The organism is Vibrio sonorensis, assembly GCF_001854765.1.
Classification (GTDB): Bacteria; Pseudomonadota; Gammaproteobacteria; order Enterobacterales; family Vibrionaceae; genus Vibrio; species Vibrio sonorensis.
On record NZ_LJJE01000002.1, the window covers coordinates 351,687 to 369,981 of the forward strand.

16 protein-coding genes, 1 other RNA gene and 1 pseudogene are annotated in these 18,295 nt (G+C 40.9%); 8 read left to right on the top strand and 10 right to left on the bottom strand.

The window, feature by feature from the left end; genetic code table 11:
- Positions 1 to 151: 151 nt before the first annotated feature.
- The 4 genes from BLO31_RS01610 to BLO31_RS01625 all read left to right on the top strand — a co-directional run bounded on the left by BLO31_RS01610 (position 152) and on the right by BLO31_RS01625 (position 3,797).
- Entirely contained in the window at positions 152 to 877 is a 726-nt protein-coding gene (locus BLO31_RS01610) for a DUF3581 domain-containing protein (protein ID WP_070962624.1), read from the top strand.
- A 90-nt stretch (positions 878 to 967) separates the two neighbouring features.
- The gene (locus BLO31_RS01615; protein ID WP_070962576.1) at positions 968 to 1,246 is read left to right on the top strand and encodes a helix-turn-helix domain-containing protein; all 279 of its coding nucleotides are present in this window, start codon (positions 968 to 970) and stop codon (positions 1,244 to 1,246) included.
- Between the two features lie 524 nt (positions 1,247 to 1,770).
- On the top strand, positions 1,771 to 2,745 hold the full coding sequence (locus BLO31_RS01620; RefSeq protein WP_070962577.1) for a DUF1852 domain-containing protein: 975 nt from the start codon (positions 1,771 to 1,773) through the stop codon (positions 2,743 to 2,745).
- Between the two features lie 23 nt (positions 2,746 to 2,768).
- A complete protein-coding gene (locus tag BLO31_RS01625; RefSeq protein WP_070962578.1) occupies positions 2,769 to 3,797 on the top strand; it encodes a methionine synthase in 1,029 nt (342 codons plus the stop codon).
- 129 nt (positions 3,798 to 3,926) lie between these two features.
- Here BLO31_RS01625 and BLO31_RS01630 read toward each other — a convergent pair whose 3' ends face one another.
- From BLO31_RS01630 to BLO31_RS01640, 3 genes are all read right to left on the bottom strand, one after another.
- Positions 3,927 to 4,949, bottom strand: coding sequence for an acyltransferase (locus tag BLO31_RS01630; RefSeq protein WP_070962579.1), 1,023 nt, complete (start codon positions 4,947 to 4,949; stop codon positions 3,927 to 3,929).
- A gap of 268 nt (positions 4,950 to 5,217) precedes the next feature.
- The gene (locus BLO31_RS01635; RefSeq protein ID WP_070962580.1) at positions 5,218 to 6,549 is read right to left on the bottom strand and encodes an ATP-binding protein; all 1,332 of its coding nucleotides are present in this window, start codon (positions 6,547 to 6,549) and stop codon (positions 5,218 to 5,220) included.
- 486 nt (positions 6,550 to 7,035) lie between these two features.
- A complete protein-coding gene (locus BLO31_RS01640) occupies positions 7,036 to 7,599 on the bottom strand; it encodes a hypothetical protein (RefSeq protein WP_245688339.1) in 564 nt (187 codons plus the stop codon).
- Positions 7,600 to 8,032: 433 nt separating this feature from the next.
- Between BLO31_RS01640 and BLO31_RS01645 the strand changes: the two genes are divergently transcribed.
- Together BLO31_RS01645 and BLO31_RS01650 are read left to right on the top strand one after the other, a co-directional pair.
- The gene (locus tag BLO31_RS01645) at positions 8,033 to 8,383 is read left to right on the top strand and encodes a hypothetical protein (protein ID WP_070962581.1); all 351 of its coding nucleotides are present in this window, start codon (positions 8,033 to 8,035) and stop codon (positions 8,381 to 8,383) included.
- A gap of 422 nt (positions 8,384 to 8,805) precedes the next feature.
- Positions 8,806 to 11,271 carry an SIR2 family protein gene (locus tag BLO31_RS01650; RefSeq protein ID WP_070962582.1) on the top strand — a complete coding sequence of 822 codons (2,466 nt, stop codon included), beginning with the start codon at positions 8,806 to 8,808 and terminating at the stop codon, positions 11,269 to 11,271.
- Between the two features lie 404 nt (positions 11,272 to 11,675).
- On the opposite strand, the gene BLO31_RS01655 is transcribed toward BLO31_RS01650, so the two are convergent.
- The 6 genes and pseudogenes from BLO31_RS01655 to smpB form a co-directional block, all read right to left on the bottom strand.
- Positions 11,676 to 12,779 (bottom strand): DUF3987 domain-containing protein, encoded by a 1,104-nt coding sequence (locus BLO31_RS01655; protein WP_175443153.1) that lies wholly within the window; start codon positions 12,777 to 12,779, stop codon positions 11,676 to 11,678.
- Between the two features lie 368 nt (positions 12,780 to 13,147).
- Entirely contained in the window at positions 13,148 to 14,251 is a 1,104-nt protein-coding gene (locus BLO31_RS01665) for a site-specific integrase (protein WP_084659574.1), read from the bottom strand.
- A 372-nt stretch (positions 14,252 to 14,623) separates the two neighbouring features.
- Positions 14,624 to 14,752: pseudogene (locus BLO31_RS24195) on the bottom strand (hypothetical protein); the annotation flags it as partial.
- A 29-nt stretch (positions 14,753 to 14,781) separates the two neighbouring features.
- A complete protein-coding gene (locus BLO31_RS01670; protein ID WP_245688340.1) occupies positions 14,782 to 15,882 on the bottom strand; it encodes a site-specific integrase in 1,101 nt (366 codons plus the stop codon).
- Between the two features lie 96 nt (positions 15,883 to 15,978).
- Positions 15,979 to 16,345, bottom strand: a transfer-messenger RNA (tmRNA) gene (gene ssrA / locus BLO31_RS01675).
- A 67-nt stretch (positions 16,346 to 16,412) separates the two neighbouring features.
- The gene (smpB, locus tag BLO31_RS01680; protein ID WP_070962586.1) at positions 16,413 to 16,898 is read right to left on the bottom strand and encodes an SsrA-binding protein SmpB; all 486 of its coding nucleotides are present in this window, start codon (positions 16,896 to 16,898) and stop codon (positions 16,413 to 16,415) included.
- A 117-nt stretch (positions 16,899 to 17,015) separates the two neighbouring features.
- Here smpB and BLO31_RS01685 point away from each other — a divergent pair, with 117 nt between their 5' ends.
- Together BLO31_RS01685 and BLO31_RS01690 are read left to right on the top strand one after the other, a co-directional pair.
- Positions 17,016 to 17,459, top strand: coding sequence for an SRPBCC family protein (locus tag BLO31_RS01685; RefSeq protein WP_070962587.1), 444 nt, complete (start codon positions 17,016 to 17,018; stop codon positions 17,457 to 17,459).
- Positions 17,449 to 17,811 (top strand): RnfH family protein, encoded by a 363-nt coding sequence (locus BLO31_RS01690; protein ID WP_070962588.1) that lies wholly within the window; start codon positions 17,449 to 17,451, stop codon positions 17,809 to 17,811. The genes BLO31_RS01685 and BLO31_RS01690 overlap by 11 nt, the downstream gene beginning before the upstream one ends.
- A gap of 56 nt (positions 17,812 to 17,867) precedes the next feature.
- Here the strand turns inward: BLO31_RS01690 and bamE are convergent, their stop codons facing one another.
- Positions 17,868 to 18,227 (bottom strand): outer membrane protein assembly factor BamE, encoded by a 360-nt coding sequence (gene bamE / locus BLO31_RS01695; protein WP_070962589.1) that lies wholly within the window; start codon positions 18,225 to 18,227, stop codon positions 17,868 to 17,870.
- Positions 18,228 to 18,295: the final 68 nt, after the last annotated feature.

Here is an 18,295-nt window from a genome sequence, read left to right on the forward strand (position 1 = left end):
CAAAAAATAGATGGATTGTCTTAACCATAAGACCTGACTCGAAGAGTTGGGTCTTTTGTTATTTAATTGACAGAAAATTTATCTGGATAGACCAATAAAACGCGAATCATGTTGTATACTCGCGCCCAGTTTTGGCAACCGTATGCACACCATGTTTTTAGCACCTTATTTTTCAAGCGAAGATCGCAATTTCCAGTTCACTCGACAGCAGGCAAGTCACTTTGCTAAAAAAGTCGCTGGGGACTTTAATCCTATCCACGACGAAGACAACAAACGCTTTTGTGTTCCTGGTGACCTTTTGTTCGCAGTATTGCTGCGCCAAGAAGGTATCAGCCAAAAAATGCGCTTTGATTTCTCAGGTATGGTAGGGGACAACATTGCTCTTTCTATTGAAAACAAGTGTGATAAAGAAAGCTCAGTGGTAGACGCCAACGGCAAAGAATACTTGCATATGTCTCGCGAAGGCGAGGTGAGTCACGATACCGACTTTATTGAGCACGTTGTGACCAACTATGTGAAGTTCTCGGGCATGAACTTCCCTCATATCATGGTTCCTCTAATGGAAGAGAAACAGATGATGATTAACTGCCAGCGCCCACTCGTGATTTACGAGAGCATGGAAGTTGAGTTTTCAAGATTAGACCTTAAACACCCAGAAGTGGCATTTGATGGTGCAACGTTTGATATTGAGGGTAAGCGCGGTATTGTAACTCTTAACTTTGTGTTTAAAGAAGATGGCATTGAAGTGGGCAAAGGTGTTAAGCGCATGGTTGCGTCTGGCCTTAAGCCTTATGACCAACCATCAATTGACGACCTAGTAGAGCGTTTTCACGCACGAAAGGACGCGTTTTTACAAGATTTTTCTAACGCAGCATAGCGATAGATTGAATAACGGTTTAACGTTAAATCTGACAGCAATTTAGAAAAGAGCTCTTAAGGGCTCTTTTCTCTTTTTCAGGGAAAGAAAATGACAATAAGCAAAACCAAAACCTCTTTTTACCGTCGTTTGTTCATCGCTTATTTAATCGATAGTGGGGTGAATACCATCCCCCAAATTCAGGCTGAGATAACCATCCCCAGACGAACGGCGCAAGATACAATTACTGCGTTAGAAGAGCTGGATATAGAGTGCCAGTTTACAGGGGCGCTAAAGAACGGCCATTATCGCATCGCCTCATGGGGACCAATTGACCCTAACTGGGTTAAGCAAAATATCGATGCTATCCGCAGCACATTAGATTATTAAAACCCTTGGTAGGGAGCCTGATTGTCTCCCTGCCTACTTGTCTTATTTTTCTTTGCCAGTACTGCCTAAATACCGTTTTGGTGTTCCATTCTCTGCTTTTTTTACGCTTTATTATTCAGTGTTAATCTAAATAAAACCTTGGTTTCTCTATGGGTTTTGGCTGCTTTTTTAGATCTCATTGGTAAAAATCGTTTATTTTTAGTTTTGATTAAAAATTAATACTTTCAATGGTTTGGTCTGTTTTGTGGGGTGGGAAAAGAGAACTTTAAGTCAGTGATCTTCTCTTTATGAGATTTATTCATGTTCAATGTGAGTCATTACCATTTTTGTTCATGTGCGTATCTGCGTATAAAAAACTTACTGCTCTTATTTACAGAAAACATGACAGTCGAAATTAAGAGTGCCAAAGGCACCAAAAGAAAGACTGCAAATTAGAACTCTGGGCCAATCTCAACAAACTCAACTCGCCTAGAAAGAGCAGAAAAGTTCAGCTTTCATCTAAGGAAATAGGATACCAGATCACCATGAGTAAAGATTTTACCTATGCTATCAAGCGAATTAGTTTCGACGAAAACTACCAACCGGCAGATAACACGCGTATTACCACTAACTTTGCCAATTTAGCGCGGGGCGACAGCCGCCAAGAAAACTTGCGCAACGCTTTAAAGATGATCGACAACAGCTTTAATGCTCTAGCGCATTGGGACAACCCAAATGGCGATCGTTACTCGGTTGAACTGGAAATCGTATCCGTAGATATCAATATTGAAGGAGAAGAGCATTTTCCGACAATCGAAATTCTGAAAACCAATATCCTCGACAGCAAAACGAATCAACGCATTGAAGGTATCGTCGGCAATAACTTCTCGTCTTATGTTCGCGATTACGACTTTAGTGTTTTACTGCTCGACCACAACAAAGATAAGCCGCAGTTTACTATTCCGGACAACTTTGGCGATCTACATGGAAAAATCTTTAAGCACTTTGTTCGCTCAGAGGCTTATAAGCAAAACTTTGCAAAGCCCCCCGTTATCTGCCTGAGCGTTTCTGATAACAAAACTTATCACCGCACTGAAAACCAGCATCCAGTATTGGGAGTGGAGTACCTTCCAAATGACTCTTCGCTTACCGAGAAGTACTTCCAGAAGATGGGTTTGCAGGTGCGTTACTTTATGCCGCCAAACAGTGTTGCACCTCTGGCTTTCTACTTCTTTGGTGATTTGCTAAATGACTATACTAGCCTTGAGCTAATTAGCACCATCAGCACGATGGAAACCTTCCAAAAGATCTACCGACCAGAAATATACAATGCGAACGCGGCTGCAGGTAAACGCTACCAGCCAAACTTGAACAACTCAGATCACTCGCTGACTCAAATTGTGTATGACCGTGAAGAGCGTAGCCTTCTTGCTAAAGAACAAGGCAAGTTTGCACAAGAGCACTTTATTAAGCCATACCAGAATATTCTTGAGCAGTGGTCTGCAAGTTACGTTCAATAAATTATTAGCAAGGTAGCATTATTATGAAAAAGTTATTACCAACCTCAACGGCTGGTAGTTTGCCAAAACCTACGTGGCTGGCACAACCAGAGCAATTATGGTCCCCTTGGAAATTGGAAGATGAAGAGCTGGTGGCGGGCAAACTTGACGCTTTGCGCCTATCGCTTTTTGACCAACAACAGTCAGGTGTGGATATCGTTAGCGATGGAGAGCAAACTCGTCAGCACTTTGTGACGACCTTTATCGAACACCTAAGTGGTGTGGATTTTGAAAACAGAAAAACCGTTAAAATCCGCAACCGCTATGACGCTAGCGTGCCAACTGTTGTTGGCCCTGTTAGCCGTCAAAAGCCGGTGTTTGTCGAAGACGCTAAGTTTCTACGTCAGCAAACGGATAAGCCCATTAAATGGGCACTGCCGGGGCCGATGACCATGATAGACACCCTCTATGATGATCACTATAAAAGCCGCGAAAAACTGGCGTGGGAGTTCGCAAAAATTCTTAACCAAGAAGCGAAAGAGCTAGAAGCGGCAGGTGTGGATATCATTCAGTTTGATGAACCCGCTTTTAACGTGTTTTTTGATGATGTGAACGAGTGGGGTATTGCTTGCCTAGAGAGAGCGATTGAAGGGCTAAAATGCGAAACTGCTGTACATATCTGCTATGGCTACGGGATCAAAGCCAACACCGATTGGAAGAAAACCTTGGGTTCAGAGTGGAGACAGTACGAAGAGGTGTTTCCAAAGCTGCAACAGTCCAATATCGATATTATCTCGCTGGAGTGTCATAACTCTCGCGTTCCTATTGAGTTGCTTGAGCTTATCCGAGGTAAGAAGGTGATGGTTGGCGCGATTGATGTGGCTACCGACAATATCGAGACACCTGAAGAAGTGGCGAATACCCTGCGCGAAGCACTTAAATATGTTGATGCAGACAAGCTTTACCCTTGTACAAACTGCGGTATGGCTCCGCTTTCTCATGAGGTAGCAAGAGGTAAGCTCAACGCGCTTAGTGAAGGTGCAGAAATTATCCGAAGAGAACTTTCGAACTAGCTAGAACGCGTCAGATTGGCTAGAACTCAAATCACTTTGTTCTATCGGTGTTGAGACGAATAGATACAGAGAGATGCAACGGCTTAAACAACAGGCTAAGCAAGCACAGAGCTCGCTTAGCCTTTTCTTTTATCGGAACAACCATTTTTTTAAGGGGGTTCTTTCGATAAGTGCGATAAACAGTAGGGTGGTCAGCGTTGTTCCACCAAATTGCAATAAATCGCGCATGGCGTACTTGGCTCCAATCAATACCTCAATGTTCATCATGTAGATAAGGAAGATCATGTGGACCACATAGATAGCTAGAACACGTCTGCCGAGATAGTGAATGACTCTGTTGTTCCCAAAATCAGGGTAGTTGAGCAATAGTAAAAACAACCCAGTTGCCCACAGCGCAGTGCCAAACAGATAGTCGTTGACGTTAAATGCTGCGCCATGCGTGAACAAGAAGTAGGCTTCAGACATATGAGCAAGTAGGCCTATCACCATCATAATAAAAGCGGTAGACGGTTTAACCATGAAGGAGTTTTGGCGGATCAAATAGCCAAGTGAAACCAATAAGGTCGAGAAAAACGGCCCGTTACGAGTAAAGAAAGGTGAAGGTAAGTCAGTGAGCACCACATAACTTCCCGCCAATACCCCATAGAGATAAAGAGCTATCGCAACAGGCAGCAGTAAGCGAGCCTGTTTAAAGTGATCAAGTAGAGCGATGATCGCCACTGCCATAACCAAAGCTGGTAGGAACCACAAATAATCAAGGCCACCTTGAACTAAGGTATTAGCGAGACTTTGGCTTAGGTAGTTGAAAAAGCCTTGGCGCTCGGCAAGGTAACCATGCTCTAGAAGTACATCTCCACGGAACGGAAGGATCAAGCAAATGATGCTCCATACCACCCAGACCCTAAGAAGAGGCTTAGCGTAGGATGTTAACCCGCTTAAAGGATGTGAAGCCAGTTTGGGTTTTACAAAGTAGCCAGCCAACAAGAAGAACAGTGGTACGCCAAAACGCGTTAACTGATTGAAGATGTTTCCCACCCAAGGCTCATCGTTGTATAGGGGGTAGGAGTTAAACAATCCAGCATGTAAAGCCAGAACGGCAAAAATAGCCAAGACCCGACCAAATTCGAGACTACTGATAATTTTCTTATTCATTTCTACCTCAAGTGTTTGAAATGTAATAAGAAACTAACAAAATGTAATTATTTGAAACTGTTTTAGATCAAAGGAATGTGTTAATGGGAGTTTTTTGGTTTCTGATTAAAATGTCATTAAATTCAGTTGTTTAGTGTTTTGTTTGAGGAGATGAAAGAGGAGATGAAAGGGTCAGAGCCGTTTTAATGAATACTTTGTTTAAATGATATGAGCCAAATATTGCCCATATCATGGATTCTTCGGTATTAATGAGTATGTTCTTACTCATTTAGCTTTTATCTAGATCTCTTAGGTGATCAAGTAAGTATTCAGTGTAGTAAAGTGGCATCACTATGTGCTCTTTCTTTGTTGCTGGAGAGCCTTGAGTGCCTGTAAGTTTGATCGTCTTGTGGGGCTTGCACTTTTCGATGTAAGACTGCAATGATTTTGCTCGGGTTCGCTTACCGCTCTTTACTTCTACAGGCACAATACGGCCTAGGTCATCAGCGATGATGAACTCTATCTCAGCCCTTGCGTCTCCCCAAGAGAAACTTGGTTCAATACCTAGTGCGGCGATTTCCTGTTGAACATAGTTTTCTGCGACATATCCCTTGTATTCATAGCCTTGCTGTTTGATTTCACGGTAACCCGTACCGAGCATATGGTTCAACAGGCCTACATCAAATAGAAATAATTTAACTGCATTTTCCTTCTGATAAGCAGCTAAAGGAGAACGAGGTTGTCCTTCAATAGGATGATTCTTTAGCGCAAGTCGACACTTGTGAAGCCATGTGATCGCACTTTCATATTCAGTATATCGAGATTTGCGTTTGTGAACGCCTTTGAATTTGAACCGTTTAACGGAGTCATCGAATACCGAAGATAACTGGGCTGGGATGCTTCTAAATACAGACTCGATGAGTTGCGCATCTACTTTTCCAGAGTATTTTCCGAAATCACGCATGTAGCCCTCAATTAAGTTTCGATGGACTTCAGAGACGGCTTCAATTCGGTCAATGATACTGAGTTGAGAGTTTGCGAACCATGAGTTTACGGCTTCAGGCATGCCGCCAACGAAGTAATAATCAGTTAGCAATTCGATTAACTTGGAATGAGCCGCAGAAGAACTCAGCTTTTGGTCAAACGCTTTTTGAAGAGCTTTCTCTCCAGATGCCCACAAAAACTCCCTGAAAGTCAGTGGCCTTAAGTTGTGCTGTTCAACTTTTCCAACAGGGAAGGAGGTGAGCAATCCAATATTGGAACCACTTGCAGCAACATAAGCTTTGGGAGCCTTTTCTGCAAAGTATTTAAGTGCGGTAACCGCTCTAGGACACTCACCAATTTCATCTAAAATAAGTAGATCTGTAGATGGTTCGAAGGTTTGCCCTGTTAAGAGTTCAATATTGGTGATGATGTCATCAGGATTTAAAGATCCAGCAAAAGCTTCCATTAACTCAGGACTCTCTAAAAAATCGATCCTTAGGACATTTTCGAATGTACTACCTAATAGCTCCTGCAATAAGAATGTTTTGCCAGTTTGTCTAGCTCCGTCAATCAGTAGAGGCTTCCTGGTTGGCTTGCCTTTCCAGGTGAGTAGGTTTTCAAGCAATGTTCGTTTCATCTAGCCACCTTAGTGATAGCGATTTCATGTTCGATGCTTATTACATAAAAATGCGCGACAAAATGCAAGATTAAACATTTTAATGCGCATAAAAATGTTTTGTTTTACATTTTAATGCGCGTAAAAGTGCATTTTGGTGTGCGCATGATTATGTGGGGGAGCGAGGCACAGTAATGAGTATATTGAGTAATCAGGGTCAGAGCCGTTTTAACAGAGCCGTTTTAACAATTGAAGCCAAAACAAAAAGGCCCAACTCGGTGAGTTGGGCCTTTCCAAACGTTTGGTGGAGCTGGCGGGAGTTACCACCAAAACCATAATATTCAATCACTTAGTTGTAATTGTAGGTCGTTGAAAAGGTACTTTAGTACCGTGTCTTAGGGCACTACTTTACCGGTATTGTAACGCTATGGAAAGAATCTACTAAATGAAAATGTTGGACGTCAGTTCAACTCCCTATATGGGAGATGAACCGACAGCAGTTGTATATTATTGAGCGAAGGGGAGGGTACTTGTCAGACGTTCAATTGACTTGGTCTGGTGAGGGGATAAATGATGACACCTGAGCTCTGTAAGGGACTTTCTTATTCTATTTTCCTGTCGGTGTTTTTGTCTTAGATTCTCTTCTATGCTTGCTGTAAACCACTTCTCTACCTGACTTTGTAGGGTATTAAGTAACTTTACTGTTTCGTGAGCTTTTTTGGCTTCTTGTTGTTGATATCGCCATTCTTCTAGGCGGCGTCCACGAGCAGGTGTGTGAGGCACATATAATTTATGATCTATGCAACAGTGTTTGAGGATGGCGGCATTAAAGGAAGTCTTGATCAGTTTGGTGGATTGCTTTCTTTGTATATCTTTTAATATGCGGTTGGCGACAACTTTGCCAATCATTAAGTGAACATGATCCCCAGCCCCAAGCTTGCCCATTTGAGGTTGTTGATGAAGAACGGCTCGAACTAAATATTTAAACTCGGCTAGCTCTTGCTCGTTTAGGTTTAACTGTTCAGAGAGTGCTTTACAGCAGTCGTTTAAGACTAGTTTCCATTGTTCCACACTCGGACGTATACCTCGAGGAAGAGTAAGGCAAAACTCAACGGCGTAACTGGAAAGAGGTCTCCCCCGTCTCCTATGTGAAATTTGATTTGCTCTAAACTGCTCTCCTTTTAGAGCTATTCTTTGTGAGGTTTTTGGGGAGCCTATGAGTTCTATGATGCACTCTGTATCTTTATGATTTTTGTGAGTGGTAGAAGTTAAGTAGACTTCTCTAGTCATGACGCCGAAGGCAGCGTTTTTTACCGATTGTGTTGTCACCGTCCAGTTTTTCAACATGTTTTCTTGAAGGGTAGATCTTTGTAAAACAAATAGTAAGTCAATGTTTGTGGATGCCTGTGGTTCCAGATAGGACAATTGCTTCGCTTTGTGCCTCTGGTAAGAGTGGGCACCCCTCTTAACTCCCCATTAAAAAATATGTATGTTTAAAGAAAACATGACAGATAAACATACCCCACTTGCAGATGCTCTAGCGAAAGCGATTCAGATAGATACAGTAAACAACGTAAGGAAAGAGGTTGAGCGAATAGTTGTAGAAAAATGTATGAGTCGAGGGTTTATTTCAAAGCAAGATGAGGACAGCGCGAGCGCGAAGTACCAGTGGGTAAAAAAAGTTTTTCGTAACGATTATGAGGCATTGATGTTAAGGAGAAAGACTCCGCTAAAGGTAGGAAATATGTCAGACCTATCATCGTTTAATGATGAACTAGATTACATCGCAGAACAGGTTATAGATAGCATGGCGCAAAGGCTATTACTTAATCAAATCTTTCTCGCAATGGTATAGCTCATATTGACCTAATCGAATTGGATGCATTTGTCCCATTATTTAGGTATGTGTATTCCGAAAAGCTGACTTGCCAACGGCGGTTTTTTAAAGATTGGCGAACGGAATTCTCAACTAACGTACGAAAGACTGATAATCCTCGAAAAGCTTGAGAATGGTTATGATCTGATATTAATCAGTTAGAACTCAATTTGTCAGCTTCGTTTCGTCGAAGAGACTAGACCTTACGGGTAGCCCTAAATCGGTGTTAGTTTGTTATTTTTTCGAGGATGTATTCGGCATCACTATCTGCGCTGATGACACTATCGCACAAATAGAAGACATCTAACACTAGTGATAGTAAACCTCGAAACAAAAAAAGACATAATGCAAACTTCTGATACTATAGTTGGAAATAACCAATTGTTAGATATGAGGTTTGTATGCTTAAGAAAGGCTTAGATTTATCTAAACTTGCCCCGGCTCAAGTTGATTTGAGTAAACTTAAAAGTAAATTGTCATCTGGTAATGCCGTATTAATTACAGGTGCAGGCTTCTCTCTTGACTGCGAAAATATTACTGGTGGTAACCCTCCTCTAGCAGGTGCTTTGTCTGAGAAGTTTTGTGAGGAGTTTGGGCTACCGATCACTGACGACCTTAAATATACCTCTGATGTTTGTATAACGTTGGGAGACAAAGAGGACGTACTTCAAGTTCTAAAAGACAACTATTCACTAGTTGCGGCATCTCAAGCTAATATTGATATATGCAGTATTCCTTGGCGTAGAATATACACAACTAACTATGATAACAGTATTGAACTAAGCTATTTAGCCAATAAAAAGAGCATTGAATCACTATCTCTTCTAGATAAGCCTCAAGACTACATCAAGCACGAAAAAGCAATATGCTTACATTTAAATGGTTCAATCCAAAATGCCGCCGTTGATGATTTGGATACAAAAATTAAGCTATCAGATGCGTCATATATGTCTGCTGACTTTTTTCTAGACTCAAAGTGGCGAAATGTGTTTAATCGAGACGTGGAACATTGCTCTGCTTTAGTGTTTGTTGGTTACTCTCTCTATGATTTTGATATTGAAAAAGTGCTAAATGACCGCCCTCACCTCGCAGACAAGACTTACTTCGTTGTGCATGACGGAGCATCACATCAATTAACTTATAAATTATCTAAATATGGCCACGTAACTCAAATTGGTACTTCTGGTTTTGGTGAGCTAGTTAAGGAAGTTATCGTTGACAAAGATGACGTGCTAATGCCTAGTTGTTTTACTAAGAGAGTTGTAAATGAGGAAGACAGCAACCTAGATGATGTTGCAACTCAATTGATGTTGCTTTTTGGCAAGTATACTAATACCGATGTCGATACCGTGGTGAGAAAAGGTTTTGATGTACCTTTTATGTTTGAACGTTCAGTATCAACCGAAATTCTAACCCATTTGATGGACAAAAAGCATGTGTTCATTCAGAGTGACCTTGGTAATGGCAAATCCGTTCTAATGAGCCATATCGCATCCTCGGCGACACTCTATGGGCAGAGTGTTTGGGAGATGACTAATTTTGAAGATGACGCCTGTAAAGATCTAGATATACTGGCAAATTTAGCAGGAGATCATTTAGTCATTATTGACGACATCAGTGATCAAAAAGAGTTTTTCGATTACTTCACTGCGATGCTTCCCTCGAATATTACGCTATTGCTATCCGACAGATCTGTAAGTTCATTCTCAAATATTCAGCAATTCGCAGATAGTGGCGTCCCAATAAACGTATTTAGTTTGAATGAGTTGCTTGATACTGAGATTGAACAACTAATATCCATCCTAGACGACCAAAACTTATGGAAGCAATACACAGGGTGGAGTCGAGCTAAGAAGGTCAATTTAATACGTGAAGGGTATAACAGCCAGCTATCAAATGTACTACTAGAGCTTCTTAAAAGTCCCGATATAAAAGATCGAGTATTAAATTTGCTGACGGAGCTAACGTCAGAACCAAAGTATAAAAAAACTTTGTTTGCTTTGGCTTTATGTGACGTTTTTAACATTAGGAAAGATCCAGTAAACATCAGTGATATCGCTGGTAACGAAGAGATATTAACGGCAAAGTTTAGAGACACGGATGCATTTACAACTCTATTTTCTGTTAGTTCAGACAGTACAATACTTGCTAAGTCAAGTATCTTGAGTCTTTTTATTATCAACAATATCCTAACGGACAGTTATGTTGTAGAAAATTGTCTTGAGATTATGGGGAGAATCGATAATAGGGATGAGCATCACCTAAAGACACTGCACTCAAAACTAAGGACGTTTAGTAATGTTGAAAAGTTGATCCCACAAAAGCAAGCTTCATTGAATAACTATTTTGTTGAATTGAAACGTCGATGCACATGGTTAACTAGACACCCGCACTTCTGGGTTCAATATGCGATGTGTCGACTTAGTTTTGGTGATACCTCTACAGCTCAACAACATCTAGATTCTGCATATGAATTCGCTGCATTGCGAACTAACGGGTCGTCAAGTTATCACACCGAAAATATTGATACTCAACAAGCTCGCCTCTATCTCATGGAAGTGACAGAGGGGACAATATCTGAACGAGAGAAATCTGAACGTTTTGAAAAAGCACATGCGTTACTACTAGGTGTAAAAAATGATAATAAACGCTTCAGGCAAGTTCTTAAATACGAAGATGTTTTTGACTGTAGCTATAGTGCCTTTGGTAAAGGCAAGCAAGCTAACTTCGAGCACGCTTGTAAGCGTATGCTTCAGGATGCTCAAGAGGCTAAGGCAGAAGCGACAGCTACCGAGCGAATTAATTTCATTGTTCTCTCTATCGAAAAGTTAACTAGTATTCTTGAATCAATTAAGACGACTAGATAAAGTTTGTTGTTTAGAAACCGAGCTCAATGAGTTCGGTTTTTTTTGAGATATTAGAGGAAGACTACTTGATTGATGTGAGCTTGTAGTCAATGAAATATTACGGATGTGATCTATTCAGATTGGGTATTTATAAGCGTTCAAAATACGAAGAAAACCATTAACATAAGGCATGGTATTAAACGATTTATATACTTTAAGCCGTTAATAGTTTGAAGATGTTCGCCCTACCAGAAAAGGCGACTTACTGTCAGAGTAACTTGGAATATACATCTAATCAAAAGAAGAGCTCCGCTATCGCGGGAATCCCCCCTCGAATTGAATTTTCAATTCAACGCGAGGAGCGATTTTGTATGTGTTTAAACTACACAGACTACATTTGTTGGTTTAGTTTGTGCAGATTAAACTCACTCCAACAGAATAATAGTATGCTTATTATGTTGTCCTCTAGTCACTTTTATTGCAGGAATAGGGCGTTCCTGTAACGTAATTAGTGATTCCGATATTAGTTTACTATTCCATGCTCGACCCAAATAGTTTTTAAGAGGAGTTCTTGTAATTTGATTGCTTTTCCCCTGCTCGCAAAGCGTCTTGATTGCAGCAAGGACGATATCCGCCATTTGTTCTTTTCTTTCCGCAACATGAGCTTCTCTTTCTGTGTTGAATGTGTACCTCACGGAGCTATGCCAGTATTCAATCCACGCTAATGCCGCATTCAGATGATTTTCATTAACTTGATTAGTTTTATCACAAATAGCGAACATCATGGCGTACATCGTGGCGTAATGACTTGCACGAGTCATTAGACTTTGCTCTACCGAATCATTGGGACCGAGACTTCTTAACGTTTTGTACACGGCTTTATATCGTTCTTTATAGCTTTCAGTGAACTCTAGTTGTTCGTTGTCCGAATTAGCCCAGTAGAGTATATCGTTAAGTTGTTCTGCTAATTCATCAAGGACTACTTGCTTAGTAGTGTGAGGGAATGCTTCACCTTCCTTTCCGAATAAGCGGTATATTGGAAACCTGTTAGCAAACCCGTTTGTAACTGATGAGTTAGACAACTCTTTGCTAAACTCCCGTGGAGTTATATGTCCAACGATCGCAACGTGCGGGTTAGTACAGGTGTACGGATCTGACTTAGTCATTGAAGTCAGTGTTTTCCCGTCAAATAACTTGCGTATTGTTGCGCTTAGTATTGAGTCCTTTGCATTGCATTTTGATAATACACTCTGAAATTCAGCCTCTATCATAACCAGACGCTTGTCATCGCCCTCTGGGGTGTTTGTATCTCTCAAATGGTTACTTAACCCTTCACCACTCGCTAGTCCTCCAGATGTTATTGGTGCATATAGCGGGAAGCCGCAAGAGTCGTTCTCTCCAGCAAGTTTGTTTGCTGTATCGATTAGAGCCGATACTTGATCGTCGCTAAGTCCTTTCCCTTCGCCAGTTCTGGCTAGCATGACTACATTTAGGCGATGTTCTGTTACGCCTGCTCCAAACGGTGTCACTTTCCTGTCTCGAGGAATCGAAATGGATAAGATGCTCATTAAAGTCATGACTATCGCTTCAAAATGAGCTTCCGTGCCTTGCTAAGAGCCGTAGCTATTTGACTCAAAATTCCGTATCTACCTTCAGGTGGTAAGTATGGTCTTATCTTAACGACAGATTCTTCTTGTTCTGAGCTATTTTGGGATTGCGTGAGCGAAGCAGGGCTGACGTCACTTCCTTTTTTATTCCCCGTGTAATTATTGTTTTTAGATTTTCGTTTAGATGTAACTTTGTTCGTTGACACATCATTCAAGTTGTCTACTGTAGAAGTCTTACTATCTTTTTTGTTGAAGGCTTTACTTAATAATTTAATCATGGCTATGGTTAACTACTTTAATACTGGTTGAATATTCTGTGTTTCTTTTGAATCGATGGATTCTATATATGGCTTGTAAACACTTGGTTCAAAACCATTGCCGTAGACGGCTCTAGTTATAGATAATTTATTTTCTATGGATGAACCGTGTCCTACCATATTCATAATGACCTCTTCAGGAACTTCGTTTTGATACAGTTCATCAACAAATGTATGCCTAAATGAATGCGCAGTTTTATCTCTTGGCATATTTAATGAGGTTCTAATTCTTGAAAACCAATCTGAAACAGAATTAGAGTAGTATCCGTCAATTTGTTTTAAAGATTTAAATATCCTTCCATTATCAATGTTTTTTACAAAATCTAAAAAACCCAGTCGTATTAATTCAGAATGAATTGGTATGAATCGACGACTACATATATTCTTTAACTTCTTGTCGTCACTGTCATTATTAATGCTTATACAAGCGATGCCTTTAATGAAGACAATATCATCCGTATATAGCGAGCAGACTTCATTAAGCCTTGCTCCTGTATATCTGAGCAGTAAAGGTATCCAATGGTAGTAGGTATGCTTAGGTTGTGTTTGCTTAAAAACCTTATGATTAAAAATGCTCTTCAAGTCGTCATTACTGAACTTATTACGAGCATTTTTAGTCGCTAGCCTTGATCTCTTGATTGATTTAAATGGATTTGATTTGGTGTAACCTCTTTCTTTGCACCACTCCATGTAAGATGAGCATGACTCAATGATTCCTTTTATTGTTGACCCTGATAATGGTTCTTCCAGTAACTCTAGATTTTTCAAATATATGTCAATGTGAGCTAATCCAATGAAATTCTGGTTCTTTTGGGCATTCTTTGGATATCGAGTAAGCTTATTGATGCCACCCTCAACTTGCTTGATGCAAATGTTGTAGAAATATGGTGCTGCTATTAAGTCTAGCAACACTTTAATTCGCTTTACTTTTGAGGTTATATATTTTTCAGTTGAGTTACTATTTGTCCTTAACCAGTCAATGTACTCGTCTAAATGACTATTATGATCTTTGAATCTAATTGTTAACTTAAATTTTATGATGCTAACAATGCTGAGAAATAACATGTATATATTCATATCTTAATCCGTAAATTAAATTATATAAGTTAACAAGGCCTCGTAACTTGGTTGAAGAATCTAATACAGAATTTAATTATATGGAAGGCAATGATCGGTGATGGAAATAATAACCACACTAATTTGTGTGGCATTATAGTCGGTCAAAAATGGCATTGAAGTCGGTCAGAGGTTGATATTTTGTTAAATGTGGTTTTCTTGATAAAAACAGGCACTTACGGGGTTGTGTTAATTTTTATAGCTAAATGTAGCGCTTATTATAGGTCAGTTGACTAAAAAATAGTCATAACTCACCTGAAATAAGTCGTGAAAACAGAAAACTCACCTGAAATAAGTCGGAAAAAGATCTGGTATGACCAGTTTAATCGGTCGTTAATTGAGCGTTATAGGAGGTAGTTTATGAATTGCTTCTGCCAACTTTTGTATTTTTAACCTCTTTGCATATCTATCGTATGTGATTGTACCGCTACTATGTCCAAAAATTTCTGCGGCGACTTCTACATTAACGTCGGAATTCTTGAAATACGTCGCTACAGTATGGCGGAATGAGTGGAAGTCATGTCCACGATTAAAGCTATGCTGCTTTTAAATCTAGTAAACCATTTGCTAGCTACAGTTCCATACCCATCTCGTCGAAGCGGTAGACTACAGAACAATCGGTCGTGTGTTTGAGCTTTTACAAAGTCGAGGAAGCCTAGTCGAAGAAGTTCGTTGTGGATAGGGATAACTCTTTCGCTGTTTAGGTTTTTTAGTCGTTGGTCGGGGCGTGCTGCTCTAATCCGAATACACCAAGTTTCATCGAGTCTGGCGATGTCATCGGTATAAAGTTGGCAAAGCTCATTTAGTCTAGCTCCAGTGTATATTGCGAGTAACGGCAGCCAATATTGGTAATGGTGCTTGAATGTCTTTTTGGTGAAGATGTCGTTACTGAATATCTTTCGAAGTTGTTCAGTTGTGTAGTGATTCTTTGAATCACTATCTTTGCGTGTCTTCTTAAACTTAATTGATTTGAATGGGTTTACGTCAGTATGTTCATTCTGCAAGCACCATTCAAAGAATGAGGACAGCTTTTGTACATAGTCTTTTATACTGGATTCGGAGAGCCCCTGCTTTTTAACCTGTTGATTGAGACTTAAGATCTGTAAGTTAGTTAGTCCTTTGAACTCGGGAAGTTTTTTTGAATTCGCAGGGAAGCTTTTGAGTTGGTAGCGAATGCGCTCTGCGTCAGCTCTTCTGACATCTTTTAATTTCGTTTTGTTCAATAGCTCAAGCACTATTTTACACTTCGCCTTTTGTCCTTCTAATGTCTTGGTAGAAACATAGTCTGACTTGTAAGTGCAATAGAGTTCTAATAACTCGAATGGAGTGAGTTCCTTCTTCGATGTTCTTTTTGAGGGCGTCGAAGGTGTTTTGTAAGAGACTGCTTGAAAAGGTGAGTCTTGAGATTGGGATAGAAGTGTTTTTCTTGCTTCGAGTTCTAACTCGAGGGCGGCAACTTTCGCTTGTTCAAGAACCGTGGTACGTAGAGAACGTTTTATTTCTCGTCGTCCACCAAAAAGGGCTCGTTGCATCGCTGGAATTTGAAAGCGGAAATACCAAGTTCCAGTTTTTGATTGTGTGAGATATCGCATGTTTAGTACCAAGATTTAGTACAAACAGCCAAATAATCGAATCCAAAAATACAAAAAGGGCGATAAGTCAGTAACTTATCGCCCTTTCCAAACGTTTGGTGGAGCTGGCGGGAGTTGAACCCGCGTCCGAAAACCATTCATCTTTGGTACTACATGCTTAGTCGATCTTTAATTTCACCACCGCCTGCGAACCGACACGCGAACGAATAGCTAACCTGAATTATATCTTACGCTTCATCTCTCAGGTGGGAGAATCCACGCCAGCTTGATTGGGTTTGATCCCTTGTAATTCCCCGTCCTACAAGCGGAGGCTAGGGCAAGAGAGCTCTGAGCAGGTTATTAAGCTGCTAGTGCGTAGTTTTCGTCGTTTGCGACTATTTTTTTGCGGTTGTTTTACGAGGCCTACCGCACCTCGGCATGCACCTCAGACTGCAAAATTCCCGTCGAATCCTGAATCAGCCCCAAGGTTGAATTCGCATACTACCAGAAAAGCCAAGGCTGTCCAGTAAGATGCGTTTAACTGGTCAAGTTTAGCGCAGTGAGCTTTTCATTACGCGCGCTTTTTGACGCTGCCAGTCTCTATCTTTGATATCGGTGCGTTTGTCGTGCATCTTCTTACCTTTGGCAACGCCGATCTTGATTTTTACCCAAGAGCGTGACCAATAGAGTGAAAGTGCCGTCAGCGTCATACCTTCTCGGTTGATGCGGCCAAACAAGTTGTCGATTTCTCTGCGAGACATGAGTAGTTTACGAGTACGCGTTGGGTCCGCTACTACATGTGTAGAAGCTTGCGATAACGGGGTAATCGTCATACCACTGATAAAGGCTTCGCCATTGCGAATAAATACATAACTTTCAGCGATGTTAGCCTTGCCCTGACGTAGGGATTTGACTTCCCAACCCTGAAGTTCCATACCCGCTTCAATCTCGTCTTCAATGAAGTACTCGTGGCGAGCTTTTTTGTTCAGCGCGATAGTATTACTACCCGCTTTTGTCTTAGATTTCTTCTTTGCCATAATCGCTGCATTATACGGTGTGGGAACGGGTTAGGAAATCCTAAATTTGCGCTTGCTTCAAATAAAAGTAAAATTACTGTCACAACTGACTCAGTCTAGTCGGTAATAGGAGTCTATATGAAGCAAATAAGTCGTTCTGCATTGGTGTCGTTTAGTGCAGAGCAGATGTTTGAACTGGTCAATGATGTCGCCAAGTATCCAGAGTTCCTTCCGGGATGTTCTGGTTCGCGTGTACTTGAATCGTCAGACTCTGCCATGGTTGCTTCGGTTGATGTATCTAAGGCGGGTATCAGTAAAACCTTTACCACTTCGAATGAGTTGGTTCCGGGTGAAGCGATTGTGATGAACTTAGTTGACGGCCCTTTTAAAACCCTAAGAGGCGGTTGGTTCTTTACAGTGTTAGATGAGCAAGCCTGTAAGGTTGAGCTAAAGCTTGAATTTGAGTTCTCTAGCAAGATGATAGAAATTGCCTTCGGTAAAATTTTTAACGAGCTGACTGGCAATATGGTTAATGCTTTTACCAAGCGTGCAAAAGAGGTTTACCCTTGCTATGAGTATTGAGTCAGACATGATTCACGTGGAAGTGGTGTACGCCCTTCCTGAAGAGCAAAGAGTCTTTACTTTGGTCGTCAATAAAGAGATGACGGTTGAGGAGATCATCGTCCAGTCTGGCGTTTTGGCGCTTTATCCTGAAATTGACCTTAAAAAGAACAAAGTGGGTGTGTTTAGTCGTAACGTTAAACTAGACGCGACTGTGCGTGACAAAGATCGGATTGAAATCTATCGTCCACTTTTAGCGGATCCGAAAGAGATCAGGCGCAAGCGTGCAGAACAAGCAAAAGCGGCGGGGAAAGCGGATCCCGTGACTGGGGGCAAAAAGAACCCGCAGAGAAAGTCAGAAACGGCGAATTAATCTCGGAAATAGAAAAAAGCTCGCTAAATGCGAGCTTTTTTATGTTCTGTCACGAATTAGTTGATGCTTTCGAAGAAGCGGTCACCGATAACAAAGTCACCGTTTACATCGAGTAATCGGCCTTCTGGGTCGAAGTTTACAATCAGGTTCTTTTGAATAGAGTCTGAGTGACCTTCCGTGTGGTGATAAATGTAGTACCAAGTATCAGGGAATCCGTTTTCCACCAACATTGGCGAGCCCATCACAAAGCGTACCTGTTCTTTTGTCATACCAAATTTAAGCTTGTCTACGTCGGTTTGTTCAACGTAATTGCCTTGGTTAATGTCGATACGGTAAACCAGTTTCTCTGCGATAGAACAGCCGGTTAGCATTGTGAGTGCGAGTGGAACCGCGATAAGCCACTTTTTAAATTGCATAATCAAAAATCTTGCTACTAATTCATTTTTACTGGGCGATAATAAACAAGCTCGGCACTAAAGTAAAA